This is a genomic window from Streptosporangium subroseum, from assembly GCF_900188345.1.
Lineage (GTDB): Bacteria > Actinomycetota > Actinomycetes > Streptosporangiales > Streptosporangiaceae > Streptosporangium > Streptosporangium subroseum.
Window position 1 is genome coordinate 31,408 of sequence record NZ_FZOD01000032.1, and the last position, 18,268, is coordinate 49,675.

An 18,268-nucleotide genomic window follows, 5' to 3' on the forward strand; every position below is an offset into this window, starting at 1 on the left:
AGCGGCTGCGGTCGCGCGTTCCGAGGCGGGGTCAGCGCTTAGACGACTTGCCTCGAGTGGCTCCCCCGCGCCCGCGCAGAGTCACGCCGGACTCGCTCAGGATGCGGTGGATGAACCCGTATGACCTGCCGGTCGAAGCGGCCAGCGCGCGGATGCTCTCACCCGCGCTGTAGCGCTTCTTTAGATCGGCGGCCAGTTTTTCACGGTCGGCCCCGGTAACCCGGGTGCCCTTCTTAAGAGTCTCGGCCACGAGTACCTCCTGTAGTGCCAGACTTCCGCAGCGTTACACACGCCATGATCAGTCATTTCGGCGAGATCGGCTACCTACTCCATGGGAAAAGATCCGTACCCGCTCAAATTAAGATCAGGCAAGTGCCACAAGATCGGAAAATTCGTCGCTCCATGCGTCTTCAACTCCGTCAGGCAGCAAGATCACCCTATCGGGTCGTAGAGCCGCTACTGCACCCTCATCGTGCGTGACGAGCACAATCGCCCCAGAATAGGACCTTAGTGCCGAAAGTACCTGCTCTCGACTGACCGGATCAAGGTTGTTCGTGGGCTCGTCGAGGAGCAGGACGTTGGCCGCCGAGAGGACCAGGGTGGCCAGCGCCAGCCGCGTCTTCTCCCCGCCGGAGAGCACTTTCGCGGGTTTGTCCACGTCATCGCCGGTGAACAGGAACGAGCCCAGGACCTTGCGCAGCTCCACGTCGGCGAGGGTTCCCCCGGCCGAGCGCATGTTCTCCAGCACGGTCCTGTCGGGGTCGATCGTCTCGTGCTCCTGCGCGTAGTAGCCCAGTTTGAGTCCGTGGCCGGGCTTGACCGCGCCGGTGTCGGGCTGCTCGATACCCCCCAAAATGCGGAGCAAAGTGGTCTTTCCCGCACCGTTCAGACCCAGGATGACGACCCTGGTTCCCTTGTCCACGGCGGCGTCCACGTCGGTGAACACCTCCAGCGAGCCGTAGGACTTCGACAACCCCTCCGCCATGATCGGGGTCCGCCCGCAGGGAGCGGGTTCGGGGAAGCGCAGCTTGGCGACCTTGTCGTCACGCCGTTCGACCTCCAGCCCCGAGAGCAGGCGCTCCGCCCGGCGCTGCATGTCCTGTGCGGCCTTGGCCTTGGTGGCCTTGGCCCGCATCTTGTCGGCCTGCGACATCAGCACCGAGGCCTGCTTCTCGGCGTTGGCCCGCTCACGCTTCCTGCGCTTCTCGTCGGTCTCCCGCTGGGCCAGGTAGGTCTTCCAGCCGACGTTGTAGGTGTCGATCGCCGCGCGGTTGGCGTCCAGGTGCAGAACCCGGTTTACCGTCACTTCAAGAAGCGTCACATCGTGGCTAATTATGATCAAGCCGCCCTGGTGAGATCGTAAAAAATCACGAAGCCACCCGATTGAGTCCGCATCTAGGTGGTTTGTCGGCTCGTCAAGAAGGAGAGTCTCCGCTCCGCTGAAGAGAATCCGGGCCAGTTCCACCCGTCTGCGCTGGCCTCCCGACAGCGTCTCCAGCGGCTGGCCGAGCACCCGGTCGGGCAGGCCGAGGCTGGAGGCGATCGAGGCGGCCTCGGACTCGGCGGCGTATCCGCCCAGGACGTGCAGCCGGTCCTCCAGGCGCCCGTAGGCCTTCACCGCGCGGTCCCTCTTGCGGTCATCCTCGGAGGACATGCCGAGCTCGGCCGCGTGCAGGTCGCGCAGCACGTCGTCCAGCCCGCGCGCGGACAGGATGCGGTCGCGGGCCAGCACCTGCAGGTCGCCGGTGCGCGGGTCCTGCGGTAGGTAACCCACCTCGCCGGTGATGGAGACCGTGCCCGCGGCGGGCGCGCCCTCACCCGCGAGAACCCTGGTCAGGGTGGTCTTACCGGCGCCGTTACGGCCGACGAGTCCGATCTTGTCACCGGGGTTGACCCGGAACGAGGCGTTCTCTATCAGCAATCGGGCGCCGGCGCGCAGTTCGATGTCAGAAGCTACGATCATGGTTGGAGAACACTCCCAGACTGGAAATACACAGGCTCACTTACCAGTGGCCGAACCCGCCGCGCCCTGTGTCTCCCGGCTCTCGGCTCGGCCGTCTCGCCTTGCCCAGACGACGGTCAATCGGGAGTGCGCATACCGATCAGTGTACGGCGCGCGACCGGACTGCTTCCCCCCGTTTGTTCAGGGCCGCTCGTCTGACGCCGGCGCATCGGGGTCGGTGACCCTGATCCGGATCGCGCGAAACTGGCCCGGGGTCTCCTTGAGCACGACCAGCCGCGGGTCGGGGACCGTCAGAAAGGGCTCGGTCTCCAGCGCGAAGACCGGGGCGAGCCTGCGGTCGGGCCGCAGGGCGTCCACCGCGCGCCGGTCGCCGCCCAGGATCACCGCCTCCAGCTCGCTCAGGTGGGGTCCGAGGATGCGCAGAGCCACCTCGGCCGCCGCCTCGTGTGCCTCGTTCGCCTGCTTCTCCCTGCGCCGGGCGAACCGGTGCTGGGACCAGCCCCCCGCCGCGCTACGGCCGTGGACCAGCCGCGACCCGACCTTGGAGGAGACGAGCTCGTCCCCGTGGAAGATTCCGGCCGCGTGGCCGCCGAGCCGTACCAGCAGCACGCCGATCCGGCGTTCCTTGCGCACGTGGGTGGTGAGACGCGCCAGCGGCCCACCACCGGAGGGGGTCAGGGGAGGGAACGGCACCTGACACTCGGCCACCGCGCCGTCCGCGCCCTCAAGCCGGACGACGTCGGCGGAGGCGGAGACCGTCACGCTCGGCGGGCCGTGCCGCTCCACGAAGCCGTCGATCCAGCGGTTCAGGCGCTCGGGTCCCACCAGGACCCAGCGACCTCCACCCTTGGCCGGTCGCGATGTCATGAAACGGGACACTACCCGGTGACCCGGCGCTCCATACGATTCCTTGGGCGACCACCCCGGCCGGATGGTCGCCCAAGGACCGTCCAGACACCCTCGACGACCGGCTCCAATGACCGGCTCCAACCAAAACCTCAACAAATAGCGAAATATCAGTGAACACGCCGTGCGTGGCTTCTGTAGCCCCCGCGACCGGGTTCATCCTCAAGAGGTGTCGAGTAGCGCGCAAGTCCTCCCCTCAGCCTCCATGGCGGCCGACCTGGGCATCACGCCGATCGTCGACCTCGACACCGGGGGCGTCATCGCGCTCCAGGCGGCAGGCAACGGTCACGGGAACATCTCCGCCGTCATCCAGACGATCCACAATGTCACCGGGAGTGATGCGCTGCTCCCGCTCGTACTGCCCGTGCCGGCCATCGTGGTGATCGGCGGTTCGGCGGCGATGGCCCCGCTCCACGAGGCCCTGCGCATATCCGGGCGGCGGCCCGGCGAGATCATCATCATGGTCCGGGGAGACTTCGCCCAGCACGACCGGCGTGCCCTGCTCATCGGGCTGGAGGGCCTGCGCGCCATCGGCTACCTGATCGCGGTGGGCGACCTGGGCACCGGCCACATTCCGCTGGACCTGCTCGTCGACGCGGGGCCGTACCTGGCCGTGATCTCCCCCGAGCTGGTCTCCAGGACCCCCCGCGACGCGCGACGCTCCGCGCTCGCCGAGTCCCTGGCGGCGCTCGCCCGGGGCGTGGGCGCCCACGTGCTGGCCCCGGGGATTTCCGATGAGGCACAGCTCACCGCGGTGCGCGGCTGGGGAGTACGGCTGGCGCAGGGCCCGCTTCTGATCCCCGGCCCGTCGGGACGGGTCCACGTGCCGATCCCCGTCGTCGAGCAGGAGCCGGTGCAGGCCCTGCTCGGCCCCCGCGTCCAGGAGTTCCTGCTGCCCGCGGTGACCCTCCCCTACGCCGCCACCGCCGAGGACGCGGCCGAGGCCTTCGGCAGCGAGCCGTCCATCACCAGCGTGATCCTGGTGGACGAGTACCAGCGCCCCCGGGGCAGCCTCGACCGCAGCCGCTTCCTGCTGTCGATCGCCACCCGCTTCGGCCACGCCCTGCACGGCAAGAAGCCCGCGGCACGGCTCGCCGACACCGCCCGTACGGTTCCCAAGACCACTCCCGCCATCGCCGCCATGCAGTTCGCGGGCCGCGACACCGCACGCGTTTACGACGATCTGGTCGTCACCGACGAGGTCGGCCGCTGCATGGGCGTCGTCCGGGTGGCCGACCTGATCCGCCAGGTCGCGGCCATGCAGCACTGAGAGGCGACCCCTGCAGCAGAGCGACCTTGGAACGCGCCAAACGCCCGCACTCGGCCGTTCGACGGCGGGAGCGCCTTTACGTTGGCCGAATCGCCAAAACTTTTCCGCACTTCAATGGCATATGCTAAGAGTTAGGCTTACCTAACTTAACGCCCCCGGGAGTGGCATATGGCAGACGACAGGCCCGCACGCCCCGCGCGCCCCGTACGCAGGACGACCCGCGGCGAAGTGCGGCGGGTGGAGCGGCTCACCCCGCACATGATCCGGGTGGTGCTCGGCGGCGAGGGCCTCGCGGGCTTCGAGGTGGGTGAGTTCACCGACCACTATGTGAAGCTCCTGTTCCCCCCGCCCGGGGTGACCTACCCGAAGCCGTTCGACATGGAGGCGATCCAGCGCGACCTGCCCCGTGACCAGTGGCCCACCACCCGGACCTATACCGTCCGCGCATGGGACCCCGAGGCGGCCGAGCTGACACTCGACTTCGTCTACCACGGCGACAGCGGCCTGGCCGGGCCGTGGGCCGATCGGGTCCAGCCGGGCGAGGAGATCCACTTCTTCGGCCCCGGCGGCGGCTACGCCCCCGATCCGGACGCCGCCTGGCACCTCCTCGTGGGAGACGAGAGCGCGCTGCCCGCCATCGCCACCGCCCTGGAGGGCCTGCCCGCAGGCGCGCAGGCCCGGGTCTTCATCGAGGTGGAGAACGCGGAGGAGGAGCAGTCACTCGGCTCCCCCGCCGACACGAAGATCTTCTGGCTGCACCGCGGCGGCGCGCCGGTCGGCGAGGCGCTCGTCAGAGCGGTGCGGGAGCTCGACTTCCCGCCCGGCGCCGTACATGCCTTCGTGCACGGCGAGGCCACCTTCGTCAGGGAGCTCAGACGCCACCTGCGCACCGAACGGCGCATCCCGCTGCCGCAGCTGTCCATCTCCGGCTACTGGCGCCTCGGTCGCGACGACGAGGCCTGGCGCTCCTCCAAGCGCGAGTGGAACGAGCAGATCGAGCAGGAGGAGGCCGCCGCGCTCTCCTCCTGAGCCCGGAGCCTCCCGGATCAGAGCCGGTCTCCTGAGCCGGAGCCGCCTCGATCGGAGCCGCCCGCGGGTCCGGGCTCGCCGGACGGTCCCGGCAGCCCGTCGCGGGTCAGAGCCAGCCGTGGGTCTGGGCTCGCTGGACGGCCTCGATCCGGTTGCGCGCGTGGGTCTTCTGGATGGCCGAGGAGAGATAGTTGCGGACCGTGCCCTCCGACAGGTGAAGGCTCCCGGCGACGTCGGCGATGGTGGAGCCGTCCGCCGCGGCGGCCAGGACGTTGCGCTCGCGAGGCGACAGCGGGTTGGGGCCCGCGCTGAGCGCGGCCGCGGCCAGACCGGGGTCGATGACCCGCTCACCGTCGCGGACCCGGCGGATGGCGGCGGCGAGCTCGCGGGCCGGGCTGTCCTTGACCAGGAAGGCCACCGCGCCCGCCTCCATCGCCCTGCGCAGGTAGCCGGGACGGCCGAAGGTGGTCAGGATCATGATGTGGCAGCCGGGGAGCGCCTCGCGGATCCGCGCCCCGGCGGTGATGCCGTCGCCCCCGGGCATCTCGACGTCGAGCAATACGACGTCCGGCCGGATCCCGAGCGCGACGGCGAGCGCCTCAGGGCCGGAGGCGGCCTCCCCCACCACCTCGATGTCGGGCTCCAGGCCGAGCAGCGAGGCCAGCGCGCCCCGGACCATCGCCTGGTCCTCCACCAGCAGCACCCGGATCATGCCCGCCCTCCCACAGCCGTCGGGACCGCCACCCTGAGGGCGAAGCCGGTCTCGCCCGGACCGGCGGACACCGTCCCGCCGGCCGCCTCCACCCGTTCGGTCAGCCCGGTCAGCCCGCTGCCCGGTCCGTACGGCGCCGCCCCGCGTCCGTCGTCCACGATCTCCAGGACGGTGCCCTCCCCGTCGCAGGTCACCTCGATCTGGCACCGGGTCGCTCGCGCGTGCCGGATGACGTTGGTGGCCCCCTCGCGCACCGCCCAGCCGAGCAGCCCGTCCAGCGCGTCGGGCAGCGGTGTTCCCGCCAGCCGGACCGTCACCCGCGTCCCCGCCGCCTCCATCGCGGCGCGGGCGCCGTCCAGCTCGCCCGACAGGCCGCGCTGCCGGTAGGCGGTGACGGCGTCGCGCACCTCCACCAGCGCCTCCCTGGCCACCGACTCGATGTCGTTGATCTCCGCCACCGCCCGTTCCGAGCCGCTCTCGGCCAGCCGCCCGGCCAGCTCGCTCTTCAGCACGATCAGCGACAGGCTGTGGCCGAGCAGATCGTGCAGGTCCCGGGCGATGCGCAGCCGTTCCTCGCTCGCGGCCAGCCGGGCCACCTCCTCCTGCGCCTGGCGGAGCTGGGTCACCAGCAGCCGGGTGTTGCGCACGCCCACGAACAGGATGCCGAGCGTGGCGACCTGGAAGACGAAAACCAGGGTGCTGCCCAGGTCGTTCTGCTTCAGCGTGCTGATCAGCGCGACGGTGACGCCCATGCCGACGATGCCGGCGACCGCCACGCGAGGGCGCAGCGCCATGCTGTAGAGCACCGTCACGTAGATCGGCAACGTCATCCAGCCGCCGCCGAAGAGGATCGGCAGGCCGACGGCCAGGACCGTGACCGCGGCCAGCAGCAGGTGGCTCAGATGGGTCGGCTCCCCGAAGGTGCGCTGGCTCAACACCACGGCGACGTAGAGGGCGATGAAGGCGACCAGCCCGAGGGCGCCCCACACGGCCCTCGCGCCGGTCACCTGCCCGGTGGCGATGTCCAGTATCGGAAAGCACAGATACACCAGGCCGATGGACATCCAGGAGAGCCGCCGCCAGGGGGACAGGATCCCTCCCGTCCCCTCGAGGGTGAAGGCCTGGCTGAGTTTCATGCTCGTACGGTAGCCCGGCGGTAGGCGAACACCGCGACGGTCCCCAGAACGGCGGCCCAGACCAGGATCGTCGCCACGTCCCGCAGCGGCGGCGCCGTGCCCGCGACCAGGTGCCAGCCCATGTCAGCGTAGGAGAAGGAGGGCGTGACCTGCGCGACGCTCTTCACGGTCGCGGACATGACCTCCACCGGGATCAGCAGGCCGCCGATGAACGACAGCCCGAGCATGCAGATCATCGCGACCGGCTGAGCGCTGTCGGCGGACAGCAGGGAGCCGATGATCAGGCCGAGCGCGGCGAACGGGACGGTGCCGATCCACATGATCGGGAGCAGCGCGGCCCACTGCCAGGCCCGCAGCGAGACGCCCTGGGTGAGCACCGCGGCCAGGCAGACCAGCACCAGGGAGGGCAGCACCAGCAGCAGTGAGGTGATCAGCTTGGTGACGACGATCGACCAGCTCGGCAGCGGGGTGATCTGCAACTGGCGGAGCCAGCCGGACTGCCGCTCCTGTGCCCACGGCACGGAGGTGCTCATCATCGAGGCCGCCAGCGCGCCGTAGGCGGCCATGGAGACCATCAGGATGAGGCTGCCCTTCACTCCGTTGGAGTCCGCCTCGGCGCCCCACAGGCTGGAGTACAGCAGGTAGAACGCCAGGGGGAAGCCCACCACGAAGATGATGTAGCGCTTGTTGCGCAGCATCCGCAAGATCTCGATCTTGATGTAGTTCGGCATCATGGCTCCCGGGTGAGTGCGAGGAAGGCGTCTTCGAGGTCGGCCCCGGTGATCCGCAGCTCACGGACCTCCAGCGAGGTGCCCCGGTAGAGGGCCGCCACGGTGGCGTCGGGGTCGGCGGTGCGCAGCGTGGCGGTGCCCGCCGAGATCTCCACGGCGGAGACGCCCGGCAGGGCGTCCAGCCCCGTCGACGACTGGCCGTCCAGGACAAAACGGACGGTATGGCCGCCGGCCCCGGCCTTGATCTGCGCGGCGGTGCCGTCGGCCACGATCCGGCCCCCGGAGATCACGATGACCCGGTCGGAGTGCTCGTCGGCCTCTTCGAGGTAGTGGGTGGCGAACAGGACCGTCCGGCCCCCGGCCGCGTAGTCACGCATGCCCGCCCAGAACCTCAGCCGCGACTCCACGTCCATGGCCGCGGTGGGCTCGTCCAGCACGAGCAGCTTGGGCGCGCCCGCGATGGCCAGGGCGAACCTGACCCGCTGGGCCTGCCCGCCGGACAGCTTGGCGGCGCGCCGCCGCACCAGATCCGTGAGATCCGCCGTCTTCAGGATCTCGTCCAGACCGAGCGGGGAGGGGTAGAGCCGCCGCACGAAGTCGACCAGCTCACCGACGGTGAGCTCGGGAATGAGCTCGCCGCTCTGCGTCATGGCCCCGATCTCACCCCGGGAGACCGCCTCCTCCGGGAGGCGGCCGAGGATCTCGATCCGGCCCCGGGTCGGGCGGAGCAGGCCGAGCAGCATGTTGATGGAGGTGGACTTGCCCGCCCCGTTGGGGCCGAGCAGCGCGACGGTCTGGCCGGCCTCGACCGCGAGGTCCAGCCCGTCGACGGCGAGCACGTTCCCGTAGCTCTTGCTCACGTCGGTGAAGGCGATGGCTTTCATGCCTCAACGCTAGAAGCGTCAAGACATGATCCTCAGTGCCTGTTCTCCGGGTTTGGCGGTGACATTTGTCAGAAAGACCGGCGGCCCCGGACGCCGTCAAACAACGCCGGGCGGCATCAGACGGAGCCGGACACCGCTCAGAGGCGGCAGGCGAAGATGGCGGTGACCAGGATGGCCTTCGCGCCCATCTCCCAGAGCTGGTCCATCACCTGCTGGTGCCCCTTGCGCGGCACCATGGCACGGACCGCGACCCAGCCCTCCCGGTGCAGCGGGGAGACCGTGGGACCCTCCATGCCCGGGGTGAGGGCGATGGCCTCCTCGATCCGCTCGGCCCGGATGTCGTAGTCCATCATCACGTAGTCGCGGGCGACCAGCACGCCCTGGAGACGGCGCATGAGCTGCATGAGCCCCTGGGTCTCCACGGCGCCGACCCGCTTGATCAGCACGCCCTCGGAGTGGGCGATCGGCTCGCCGAACACCTCGAGGTCCATGTTGCGCAGCGTGGTGCCGGTCTCCACGACGTCGGCCACGGCGTCGGCCACGCCCAGGCGGACCGCGGTCTCGACCGCGCCGTCCAGCTTGATCACCCGGGCCTCGACGCCCTGCTCGGCGAGGTAGGCCTCCAGCAGGCCCGCGTAGGAGGTCGCGATGCGCTTGCCCTTGAGGTCCGCGACGGAGACGAACTCGTCGGGGTTGGCGGCGAAGCGGAAGGTGGATCTGCCGAAGCCGAGCGGGATCAGCTCCTCGACCTGCGCTCCGGAGTCGCGGAGCATGTCACGGCCGGTGATCCCGGCGTCCAGGGTGCCCTCGCCGACGTAGACGGCGATGTCCTTGGGCCGCAGGAAGAACAGCTCGCAGGAGTTCTCGGGGTCGACGACCACGAGCTCCTTGCTGTCCTTGCGCGCGCGGTATCCGGCTTCCTTCAGTATCGTCTGGGCTGCCTCGGTGAGGGCGCCCTTGTTCGGGACGGCAAGACGCAACATGGCGTGAGGTTCCTTACGTGTGGAGTGTGGTCTACGGGGCCGTGATGCCGTGAGCCGGGCTCACCGGCTCACAGATGCTTGTAGACCTCGTCCAGCCCGATCCCCTTGGCGATCATGAGAACCTGCACGTGGTAGAGGAGCTGGGAGATCTCCTCCGCGGCACGGTCGTTCGACTCGTGCTCGGCCGCCATCCAGCTCTCGGCGGCCTCCTCCACGACCTTCTTGCCGATGGCATGGACACCGGCGTCCAGCGCGGCCACGGTGCCCGAACCCTCGGGCCGGGTGCGCGCCTTGTCGGACAGCTCGGTATACAGCTCTTCGAAGGTCTTCATGATCTCTCTCGCCATCGTCGGATGTGCTCGTCAAGCGTATCCGCCCACCGGCCGTCTCGCGTGCGCGTCCACACCGTGGGACACGAATCGGTCACACGAGAAGGAACGGCCGGTCAGTCGTTGACGCATCTGAGCACCGGGTGGGTGACGAGTGCGGCGGGATCGGGCGAACCGGTCACGTGGAGGGTGACGCTCTCCCCGGGGAGCAGGGTCAGGAGCATGTCGTCGACCGAGGAGGCGGGATCGAGGCGGTCGGGAAACAGGGCCAGGTCGCGCAGGACGGTCCGGGCGGTGATCGTGACGTCCAGGCCGTCTCCCGAGGGGACCACCTCGGTCTCGTAGGCCGCGACGGGGAAGTCGACCTCCGGATCCTCGGCGAAGAACGTAATGACACGGTGCTCCCCCAGCCGTGCGGACAGCAGTTCGGCGGCCGGATTCCCGGGCGTGGCGACACCCTCGGGAATCGGGACCCTCGCCACGGCACGGGACGCCACCTCGACCCTGACGGTCTCCTTGGCCAGCGGCTCACCGGTCAGACCGAGCCGCAGGAGCTCCAGCTCGCCCGCCCACGGCTCCGCGCTGTCGTTGACCACCGCCACGGCGCCGTCCTGGACCGTGAGCAGGCGGTCGGCGTAGACGCGGCGCAGCGCGTACCACAGCGGCTTGCGGCGGCCCTGCCCGTCGATCGCGGCCCAGGAGGTGACCGGCCAGCAGTCGTTGAGCTGCCAGACGATCGTGCCCATGCAGTACGGCGCCAGCGCCCGGAACCGCTCGATGCCGAAGGCCATCGCCCGCGCCTGGTTGAGCTGGGTGAGGTAGTGCCAGTCGTCGAAGGTCTCCGGCCGGGGCAGGTGGGAGCCCAGGCCCCGCAGGAGTTTGGCGTTGCCGTCGGCGGCCTTCTGGTGGTGGAGGACGCCGGGCGAGGAGGGGGTGAGGGGGTCGTCGGAGACGGCGCCGCGCAGGGTGGCGTAGGCGGGCGGGCCCTGGAAGCCGAACTCGGCCACGAACCGGGGGCGGTAGGCGGCGTAGCGGGTGTAGTCCTCTCGGTTCCAGACGTCCCAGATGTGGACGGTGCCGCGCTCGGGGTCCTTTGGCGGCAGGTCGGGGCGGCCGGAGTAGGGGCTGCCCGGCCAGTAGGGGCGGGTCGGGTCGAGCTCGGCCACCACGGAGGGCAGCAGGTCGTAGTAGAAGCTTGCCCCCCAGGTGCGCTCGCCCAGCTCCTCCTGCCAGCCCCAGTCGGCGTGGCCCTCGATGTTCTCGTTGTTGCCGCACCACAGGATCAGCGAGGGACGCCAGGCCAGGCGGGTGACGTTCTCGCGCGCCTCGGCCTCCACCTCGGCGGCGAAGGGCTCCTCCTCCGGGTAGGCGGCGCAGGCGAACGGGAAGTCCTGCCAGACCAGCAGGCCGAGCTCGTCAGCCAGGTCGTAGAAGTCCTCGCTCTCGTACAGGCCGCCGCCCCAGACCCGCAGGAGGTTCACGTTCGCCGCGAGGGCCTGGCCGAACCGCTCGGCCAGCCGCTCGCGGGTGACCCGGGCGGGGAAGCAGTCGTCGGGGATCCAGTTCACCCCGCGCACGAACACCGGGACGCCGTTGACGGCGAGGGTGAACGCCTCGTCCGTCCGGTCCAGGTGGACGTCGCGGAAACCGATCCGCCGGCTCCAGGTCTCCTCGCCGAGGCCGACGACAAGCTCGTAGCGCGTCTGCTCGCCATAGCCGCGGGGCCACCACAGCTCCGGGTCCGGCACCTGGAGCGTCAGGACGGCCTCGTTCTCGCCGGGCGCCAGCCGTACCTCGTGCTCGATGCCCGCGACCGAGGCCGTGACCGTCAACGGAGGCCCGTCCGGCCGTCCGTCCGCCCCGGAGGTCGCACTGGAGTCCGTCCCAGATGCCGCGCCGGAACCCGTGCCGGAGGTCGCCCCGGAAGCCGCGCCGGCGGACGCCCGCTCGATCGTGACGTGCACCTCGACCCGCCCGTCACCGCTCACCAGCGGCCGGACCGACGCCAGCCGGGCCCCGCTCCACGACCGCAGCCCGATCGGCCGCCAGATGCCGGAGGTGACCACCGCCGGCCCCCAGTCCCAGCCGAAGTTGCAGGCCATCTTCCTGATGAACTGGTAGCGGTCGTCGTAGGAGCCCGGCCGGTCGCCGAGCTCGGCCCTGCGCGCCTCGATGTATTCGTACGGCGAGGCGAACCGCACCCGCAGCGTGTTCTTCCCCTCCACAAGCAGATCCCGTACGGCGAAGCTGTAGGAGCGGTGCTGGTTGGCCGTGACCGCGACCTCGACGTCGTTGAGCACCACCGTGGCGACCGTGTCGAGCCCCTCGCAGACCAGGTCGGTCCGGTCGCGGTCGTCGGCGTGCCAGACGAACGTCGTCTCGTAGTCCCAGCCGGAGCGGCCTATCCAGGTCAGCCGGGTCTCGTTGTCGTCCAGGTAGGGGTCCTCGATCAGCCCGGCGGCCAGCAGGTCGGTGTGCACGCACCCCGGCACCGTGGCCGCGACGCGGGAGAGCTCTTTCCCCATCTGGGAGCCCATCTCAGAGCCCGCCTCGGAGCCCGAGGAGCCCACCCGGGAAAGAGTCCAGCCGTCGTGCAGAGTTCTCAACTCACGCTCCTCAGTCGTGTGGGCGCATCGTCCTGCCGGACGAGATGCCCCGGTTCGGCCTCCACCAGTGTGGAGGGCGCAGCGGGCCCGTCGTCGCGGAGGGTGGCGGACGCACCGTCCCATTTTGTGGTGAGCTGCGGAACCGAGGACAGCAGCTTGATCGTGTAGGGGTGCAGGGGGTTGCCGAACACCATCTCGGTGGGGCCCGACTCGACCACCTGCCCCCGGTACAGGACCACGGCCCGCTCGCTGATGTAGTTGCCCAGCGAGAGGTCGTGGGTGACGAACAGCACGCCGAGGCCCCGCGACTTCAGGTCGGCGAGCAGGTTGAGGACGTCGATCCTGGTGGACGCGTCCAGCATGCTGGTGATCTCGTCGGCGACCAGGAACCTGAGGTCGAGCAGGAGCGCCCTGGCGATCAGCAGGCGCTGGAGCTGGCCGCCGCTGAGCTGGTGCGGATATTTGCCGAGGACCTGGCCGGGGTTGAGCCTGACCTCCTTGAGCGATTCGGTGATCCTGCCCTCCCACTCGGAGGCGGCGACCCCGGGGAAGTACTCGTTCTTGATCATCTGGAGCACGCGGTCGACCTTGAAGACCGGGTTGTAGCAGCTGAACGGATCCTGGAAGACGCCCTGGACGTGGCGGTAGTAGGCCTTGCCGGGTGTGACGCGGGCCCCGTCGAGGGTGATCGAGCCTCCGGAGGGAGACGTCAGCCCGAGGATCATCCTGCCGATGGTGGTCTTGCCGCTGCCGCTCTCCCCGATGAGCGAGACCACCTCCCCCGGCCGCAGGTCGAAGCTCACGTCGTCGACGGCGGTCATGGTCCTGCCGCCGAAGGCGCCCACCTTGTAGATCTTCGTGATCCCGTCGAGTCTCAGCATCAGGCCTTCCAGCATGCGACGTGGTGGCCGGGTTCGACCTCGACCACCGGGGGTTCCTCGGCGCACTTGTCGAACGCCAGGGGGCATCGGTCCCTGAACCGGCAGCCGGCGGGCGGATCCAGCAGCGAGGGCGGCTCGCCGGGGATGCCTGCGAGCCGGCGATCGGTGTAGCGGACGCCGACCTCCGGCAGCGAGGAGATCAGCAACCGGGTGTAGGGATGGCGCGGCTCGCCGACGATCACGCCCGCCGGAGCCTTCTCGGCCAGCTTCCCCGCGTACATGACCATGATCGTGTCGGCGATCTGGTAGGTCAGCGAGATGTCGTGGGTGATGAAGATCATGCTGCGCACGAACCCGCGGTCCCGGAACTCCACGAGGGTCCTGGCCACGGCCTTCTGGGTCGACACGTCGAGCGCGGAGGTGATCTCGTCGGCGATGAGCAGGGAGGGGTCGAGCAGGGTGGAGATGACCATGACCATCCGCTGTTTCATGCCGCCGGACAGCTCGATCGGATACCGCTGGAGGACCTCGCGCGGCAGCTCGACCAGGTCCAGGCGGCGTCCCAGCTCGTCGGTGTCCAGCTGCCGCCCGCGGGAGCGGAGCAGCTCGGCGACCATCCTGCCGATCCTGCGGGTGGGGTTCATGGCGCTCATGGAGTACTGCGGGATGATCGACACCTTGGTGAAGCGGAAGGGGTTCATCCGGTGGTCGTCACCGATCGGCAGCTCCTCGCCGTCGAGCTCGGCGGCGCCTCCGGCCAGCCGCATCCGGCCGTCCATCCTGATCAGGCTCTTGCCGAGGGTGGTCTTGCCGCAGCCCGACTCCCCGGCCAGCCCCAGGATCTCCCCGTCGCCGACGTCGAAGGTGACGCCGTCGATCGCCTTCACCTCGCCCCGCAGGGTCCGGTAGTGGACCCGCAGGTCGTCAACGCGCAGTGTCATGAAGCCTTCCCCGGGGCGAGCACGGTCTCGGTCATCACAGCTCCCTCAGCTTCGGGTTGAACACCTCGTCCAGGCCGACGTTCGTGACGTAGAGGGCGCCGACGATGGCGGTGATTCCGGCCCCCGGAGGCACGAACCACCACCACATGCCCAGGTGGAGCGCGCTCCAGCGGGCCGCGTTGTTGAGCATCAGGCCGAGCGAGACGCCCTGGCTCGGCCCGAGCCCGATGAAGTCGAGCGAGGCGGCGATCAGGATCGACCCGCCGAACAGCAGGATGAACGTCATGAACAGGTAGGAGCTCATGTTGGGCGCGATCTCCCTGACGATGATCTTCCAGGTGCGGACCCCGCTCAGCCGGGCCAGGTCCACGAAGTCCCGCGAGCGCAGCGAGAACGTCTGGGCCCTGATGGCCCTCGCCGCCCAGGGCCAGGAGGTGAGCCCGATGAAGAGCGCCTGCACGCCGACGCTGCGGATGCCCAGGTAGGCGTTGACGATCAGGAGTACGGCCAGCGCGGGCAGGACCAGGACGATGTTGGTGAGCATGTTCAGCACCTCGTCGACCAGCCCGCCCCGGTAGCCGGCGGTGAAGCCGATCACCATGCCGATGATCGCGGCCAGCCCTCCGCCGAGCAGCCCCACCACGAAGGTGACCCGCATGCCGTACAGGAACTGGGCGAAGATGTCCTGGCCGAACATGGTGGTGCCGAACCAGTGTTCGGCCGAGGGTGAGGAGGCGGGGATGCCGACGTAGGCGTTCGGATCGCCCTCGACGAACATCGGACCGGCGACGGCCAGGACGATCAGCGGGACCAGCACGACCAGCCCCGCCAGGAGCTTGCCGTTGCGGATCGCGAAGTACAGGCCCTCGTGGCGCCTCGCGGGAACGGCCGTCATGCCGCCTCGCCTCCCATCCCGGTCCTGGTGCGGGGGTCGACCAGGACGTAGACGACGTCGATGATGAAGTTGGCTGCCAGCACGCCCACGACGATGAACAGGAAGGCCCCCTGGAGCAGGAAGAAGTCCTGGTTCTGGATCGCCTGGAGGATCAGGTGGCCGAGTCCCGGATAGGAGAAGACGATCTCGGTGACCAGGGCGCCCGCCACGAGCACGCCGAGTTGCAGGGCCAGGCCGGTGATCTGCGGCAGGACGGCGTTCCTGAACGCGTAGCGCCGGATCAGGCGCTGGGGCGCCCCGAGTGAGGACAGGTAGGTGGAGTAGTCGGCCTCCAGCTCATAGATGATCATGTTGCGCATGCCGATCGCCCATCCGCCGAACGCGACGAGGAAGAGCGAGACGAACGGCAGGAACCAGTGGAGCGCGAGGTCTCCCACGAACTCCCACGACAGGTTGGGCCGCATGGCGAAGCTGTAGCCGCCCGAGACGGGGAAGACCCCCGCGACGATGCCCAGCCCCCAGGCCAGCAGGATGGCCAGCCACATGTAGGGGGTCGCGGTGAGCACGTAGCCGATCGGCAGCACGGTGTTGTCCAGCCACTTGCGCCTGGCCGCGAACGCGCCGAACCTGTTGCCCGCCCACCAGCTGAGCAGGATGGCCGGGATGAGCAGTGCCAGCGTGTACGGCACCGCCCGCATGATGACGTCGGTCACGGGGGTCGGGAACAGCCAGATGCTGGTGCCCAGGTCACCCTGGAACAGCGCGGCCCAGAAGTTGCCGTACTGCTTCCAGAGCGGCAGGTCCAGCCCGAACAGGTTCGTGTAGTGCGCGCGCATCGCCTCCACGGCGGCGGGCTGCGAGACGTTGGCCCTGGCGAGCATGCTCTGCACGGGATCCCCCGGCATGAAGCGCGGGATCATCCAGTTGATCGTGACCGCCACGAGGAAGGTGAGCCCGTAGACGAGCAGCTTCCTGCCGAAATAGCGTCGCAAACGATCCTCCCGAATCGGCGAGATGGGCCCCTTTCCCCGCGCGAAACACTTCGGAAACAGCGCGGGGAAAGGGGTGAGGATCGTCGGTCAGCCGCCTACCGGCTTCAGGTCGGTCAGGGTCAGGACGCCGCCGAGTTCGAGCCAGTTGCGCCACATGGCCGGCGGGGACTTGGGCGTGCCCGCCGCCGAGGACGGCCAGTTCGTCCAGACCGCGTTGCTGGTCTGGGCCCACAGGCCGTTGTACCAGAGCGGGATCACCGGAAGATCGTCCAGCTGGATCTTTTGGATCTCCGAGGCGACCTGCTTCATCCCCTCGACGTCGTCGACCTTCTTGCCGTCGAGTTCCTGGACGAGGTCCCAGGCCTTCTTGTTCTCGTAGCGGCCGAAGTTGACGGTGTTCTGCAGCTTGTTGACCGGCAGCTGGAAGATGTAGTCGTAGTACATCCAGGGCGTGTTGGACAGCTGCCGCTCGTTGTTGAGCAGCAGGTCGAACTTGCCGGACCCCCGCTGGTCCACCAGCGCGTTGTAGTCGGGGAACTCGGGGGTGAGGTCGATCCCGGCGGCCTTGGCGCCCTCGGCGATGACCCGGGAGGCCTCCATCCAGTCGGTCCACCCCGCCGGGACGATGATCTTCAGCGAGGCCTTGGAGCCGTCCTTGTTCTCCACGAACCCGTCGCCGTCGGTGTCCTTGTAGCCCGCGTCGGCCAGGAGCTTCTTCGCCTTGCCCGTGTCGAAGGCGAAGCCCTTCTCGCTCACCACCGCCGTGTCGACGTACTTGTCCCACTGGGGCAGCAGGCCCGTGGGACCGGCCGCCTTGACCAGGTTGCCGTAGACGCCCTCGACGATCTTCTTGGTGTCGATGGAGTTGGCGATCGCCTTGCGGAAGGCGGGGTCGTCCATCGGCTTCTTCGCGGTGTTGGGGACCAGGAAGGCCGTGTTGGCCGACAGCATGTAGGGAGGCTCGGGATAGTAGGACTGGATGCCGAAGTTCCCCTTGACCAGGTTGGCGATCCCGGGCAGGAAGTTGTTGCTGAGGTCCAGGCCCTTCTGCAGCAGCAGGCCCATCGCCACCTCGTTGCTGGAGTTGACGATGTCGACGACGTATTTGGGCTTGACGTCCCTGCCCAGCGCCGCCGTGGCCCACCAGCCGTCACGCTTGACCCAGGCCATGCGGTCCTGGTCGTGGCTGTGGTAGGCGTACGGTCCCGTGCCGATCGGCTTCTCGTTCGTCCCGTTCATCACCTCGTCCTCGGAGCGCCCCTCCCAGAGGTGCTTGGGGACGATCGCGTTGTTGTAGACCCAGTTGGCCCACTGCTGGTAGTTGGCCTTGGAGAAGGTGAACGTCACCGTCTGGTCGTCGGTCGCCTCCGCCTTCTCCAGCCAGGTCCACAGGTTGGCGTAGGGGACGGTCTTCATCTTGCCGAGCTCGACGGTGAAGACCACGTCGGCGGCGGTGAAGGGCTTGCCGTCCGCCCAGGTGACCCCCTTGCGCAGCTTGAGCTCGTAGGTCTTCTCGCCGGTCCAGGTGCCGCTCTCCGCCAGCCAGGGCGTGAACTTGTCGGTCTGGGGGTCGTACAGGAACAGCGTCTCGTAGACGAGGCCCTTGGTGCCGGTGGCCGAGTCCCAGGTCCGCAGGGGGTTCCAGTTGGCCGGCGGGCCCCACTGAGTGCCGCTGGTGTACAGCGTCTCTTTACGCGGGAACGCCGCGTTCGCCGCGTCCGCCCCGCTCCCCGCCGGGGCCGGGGCCGCGCTGCCCGAGGCCTGCGGCGCCCCGCTCGGGGCGGACGGCTGCGTGGAACCCCCCGTGCAGCCGGCGGCGACCAGGCAGGCCGCCGCACCGAGGGTCAACAGTCTCCATCGAGTCCGCATCGATGTTCCCCTTTCCGGCATGGGAGCGCTCCCAATCGAAGGCCGCGATCGCATGCACTTTCTGAACCGGATAAGTAACGCGACCGTAAAGTCCATGTGTCGTGGGTGTCAATAGGCAACTGGACCGGTTCAGCTATAATC

17 protein-coding genes are annotated in these 18,268 nt (G+C 69.1%); 2 read left to right on the forward strand and 15 right to left on the reverse strand.

Going from position 1 to position 18,268, the window contains the following annotated elements; translation table 11 throughout:
- Nucleotides 1-31: 31 nt before the first annotated feature.
- The 3 genes from CHC08_RS27445 to CHC08_RS27455 all read right to left on the reverse strand — a co-directional run bounded on the left by CHC08_RS27445 (nt 32) and on the right by CHC08_RS27455 (nt 2,830).
- Nucleotides 32-250: a helix-turn-helix domain-containing protein gene (locus CHC08_RS27445; protein ID WP_089210264.1), complete on the reverse strand. Its 219-nt coding sequence runs from the start codon at nt 248-250 to the stop codon at nt 32-34.
- A gap of 114 nt (nt 251-364) precedes the next feature.
- On the reverse strand, nt 365-1,963 hold the full coding sequence (locus tag CHC08_RS27450; protein ID WP_089210265.1) for an ABC-F family ATP-binding cassette domain-containing protein: 1,599 nt from the start codon (nt 1,961-1,963) through the stop codon (nt 365-367).
- A 180-nt stretch (nt 1,964-2,143) separates the two neighbouring features.
- Nucleotides 2,144-2,830, reverse strand: coding sequence for an acVLRF1 family peptidyl-tRNA hydrolase (locus CHC08_RS27455; protein WP_089210314.1), 687 nt, complete (start codon nt 2,828-2,830; stop codon nt 2,144-2,146).
- Between the two features lie 244 nt (nt 2,831-3,074).
- Between CHC08_RS27455 and CHC08_RS27460 the strand changes: the two genes are divergently transcribed.
- Together CHC08_RS27460 and CHC08_RS27465 are read left to right on the forward strand one after the other, a co-directional pair.
- Nucleotides 3,075-4,139, forward strand: a complete 1,065-nt coding sequence (locus CHC08_RS27460) for an EAL domain-containing protein (RefSeq protein ID WP_245878600.1) — start codon at nt 3,075-3,077, stop codon at nt 4,137-4,139.
- Between the two features lie 168 nt (nt 4,140-4,307).
- Nucleotides 4,308-5,168 carry a siderophore-interacting protein gene (locus CHC08_RS27465; protein ID WP_089210266.1) on the forward strand — a complete coding sequence of 287 codons (861 nt, stop codon included), beginning with the start codon at nt 4,308-4,310 and terminating at the stop codon, nt 5,166-5,168.
- A gap of 106 nt (nt 5,169-5,274) precedes the next feature.
- On the opposite strand, the gene CHC08_RS27470 is transcribed toward CHC08_RS27465, so the two are convergent.
- The 12 genes from CHC08_RS27470 to CHC08_RS27525 form a co-directional block, all read right to left on the reverse strand.
- Entirely contained in the window at nt 5,275-5,880 is a 606-nt protein-coding gene (locus CHC08_RS27470) for a response regulator transcription factor (RefSeq protein ID WP_089210267.1), read from the reverse strand.
- Nucleotides 5,877-7,016 (reverse strand): sensor histidine kinase, encoded by a 1,140-nt coding sequence (locus CHC08_RS27475; RefSeq protein WP_089210268.1) that lies wholly within the window; start codon nt 7,014-7,016, stop codon nt 5,877-5,879. The genes CHC08_RS27470 and CHC08_RS27475 overlap by 4 nt, the downstream gene beginning before the upstream one ends.
- Nucleotides 7,013-7,750 (reverse strand): ABC transporter permease, encoded by a 738-nt coding sequence (locus tag CHC08_RS27480; RefSeq protein ID WP_089210269.1) that lies wholly within the window; start codon nt 7,748-7,750, stop codon nt 7,013-7,015. Before CHC08_RS27480 ends, CHC08_RS27475 begins: the two co-directional genes overlap by 4 nt.
- The gene (locus CHC08_RS27485; RefSeq protein ID WP_089210270.1) at nt 7,747-8,631 is read right to left on the reverse strand and encodes an ABC transporter ATP-binding protein; all 885 of its coding nucleotides are present in this window, start codon (nt 8,629-8,631) and stop codon (nt 7,747-7,749) included. The genes CHC08_RS27480 and CHC08_RS27485 overlap by 4 nt, the downstream gene beginning before the upstream one ends.
- Nucleotides 8,632-8,768: 137 nt before the next feature.
- Entirely contained in the window at nt 8,769-9,614 is an 846-nt protein-coding gene (hisG, locus tag CHC08_RS27490; RefSeq protein ID WP_089210271.1) for an ATP phosphoribosyltransferase, read from the reverse strand.
- 68 nt (nt 9,615-9,682) lie between these two features.
- On the reverse strand, nt 9,683-9,946 hold the full coding sequence (locus CHC08_RS27495; protein WP_089210316.1) for a phosphoribosyl-ATP diphosphatase: 264 nt from the start codon (nt 9,944-9,946) through the stop codon (nt 9,683-9,685).
- A 113-nt stretch (nt 9,947-10,059) separates the two neighbouring features.
- Nucleotides 10,060-12,480 carry a glycoside hydrolase family 2 protein gene (locus CHC08_RS27500; protein WP_089210317.1) on the reverse strand — a complete coding sequence of 807 codons (2,421 nt, stop codon included), beginning with the start codon at nt 12,478-12,480 and terminating at the stop codon, nt 10,060-10,062.
- 65 nt (nt 12,481-12,545) lie between these two features.
- Nucleotides 12,546-13,430 (reverse strand): ABC transporter ATP-binding protein, encoded by an 885-nt coding sequence (locus tag CHC08_RS27505; protein WP_089210318.1) that lies wholly within the window; start codon nt 13,428-13,430, stop codon nt 12,546-12,548.
- Nucleotides 13,430-14,371, reverse strand: coding sequence for an ABC transporter ATP-binding protein (locus CHC08_RS27510; protein ID WP_089210272.1), 942 nt, complete (start codon nt 14,369-14,371; stop codon nt 13,430-13,432). Before CHC08_RS27510 ends, CHC08_RS27505 begins: the two co-directional genes overlap by 1 nt.
- A 34-nt stretch (nt 14,372-14,405) precedes the next feature.
- Nucleotides 14,406-15,266 (reverse strand): ABC transporter permease, encoded by an 861-nt coding sequence (locus CHC08_RS27515; protein ID WP_089210273.1) that lies wholly within the window; start codon nt 15,264-15,266, stop codon nt 14,406-14,408.
- Entirely contained in the window at nt 15,263-16,258 is a 996-nt protein-coding gene (locus CHC08_RS27520; RefSeq protein ID WP_089210274.1) for an ABC transporter permease, read from the reverse strand. The genes CHC08_RS27515 and CHC08_RS27520 overlap by 4 nt, the downstream gene beginning before the upstream one ends.
- Before the next feature lie 87 nt (nt 16,259-16,345).
- Nucleotides 16,346-18,127, reverse strand: a complete 1,782-nt coding sequence (locus CHC08_RS27525) for an ABC transporter substrate-binding protein (protein WP_089210275.1) — start codon at nt 18,125-18,127, stop codon at nt 16,346-16,348.
- Between the last annotated feature and the right edge of the window lie 141 nt (nt 18,128-18,268).